Below are 255 nucleotides of genomic sequence, written 5' to 3'. Positions count from 1 at the left end.
ACGGCTGGTGGCCAGTTGCGCGCCGGCGAGGGCGTTCTGGTAGTGGTTCAGGTCGCTGCTGTTCTGGCAGTACAGGTCGCCGATCTGGCTGATCGCCGACACCCCAAGCCCGATCAAATCGCAATGCCCGTGGGTGGTGTAGCCCTGGAAGTTGCGTTGCAGCGTGCCTTCTTCCTGGGCGACGGCCAATTCGTCGTCCGGCAGGGCAAAGTGGTCCATGCCGATGTAGCGGTAGCCCGCCCGGGTCAACTGCTC

1 pseudogene is annotated in these 255 nt (G+C 64.3%); it reads right to left on the bottom strand.

Annotation, left to right across the window (positions count from 1 at the left end):
• Positions 1-255, bottom strand: a pseudogene (locus ACKX14_RS16210) (oxygen-independent coproporphyrinogen III oxidase); the annotation flags it as partial.

It is taken from the genome of Thermorhabdus hydrogeniformans, assembly GCF_049310025.1.
Taxonomy (GTDB): domain Bacteria; phylum Bacillota; class Thermosediminibacteria; order Thermosediminibacterales; family Tepidanaerobacteraceae; genus JBJYKD01.
The sequence above is the reverse complement of the archived record's forward strand: the minus strand, read 5'-3'. Positions and strand labels throughout refer to the sequence as shown.